This is a genomic window from Dyadobacter sp. SRI_021 (assembly GCF_057586235.1).
Genome location: NZ_JBYCZM010000048.1, coordinates 1 through 346, shown reverse-complemented (window position 1 = coordinate 346; position 346 = coordinate 1). Strand labels below are relative to the sequence as shown.

Below are 346 nucleotides of genomic sequence, written 5' to 3'. Positions count from 1 at the left end.
CCGGCATTATTATTACCGGTTTCCCAACCAATGCCACCAGCATTACTATCGACGGAAATACCTATACCGAGATCACTGGAATTACCGATGACTATCCGCAGGGTATCCCAACCGATGCTACCGGTCAGCCAACGGTAACCATCCAGGTTGACCCTGCCGACGGTGCTGTCAGCGTGGTCATCCCGATCGCAGCTATCGATGCGGCAGGCGTACAGGATGCTACACCCGGAAGCATTACCTTGCCTTTCACGGTCGCAGCACCGATTTCGCTCAGCGGTACCGTATTCAACGACGTCAACGGCTTGAACCCAACGCCTGCAAATACGGTCGATGGTACACCGATCCA

General features: G+C 54.6%; 1 protein-coding gene. It reads left to right on the top strand.

The genetic code is table 11. From position 1 onward, the window contains the following. The coding region (locus AC2YIT_RS32210; RefSeq protein WP_487281950.1) for a hypothetical protein at positions 1-346 on the top strand (346 nt) is incomplete at both ends.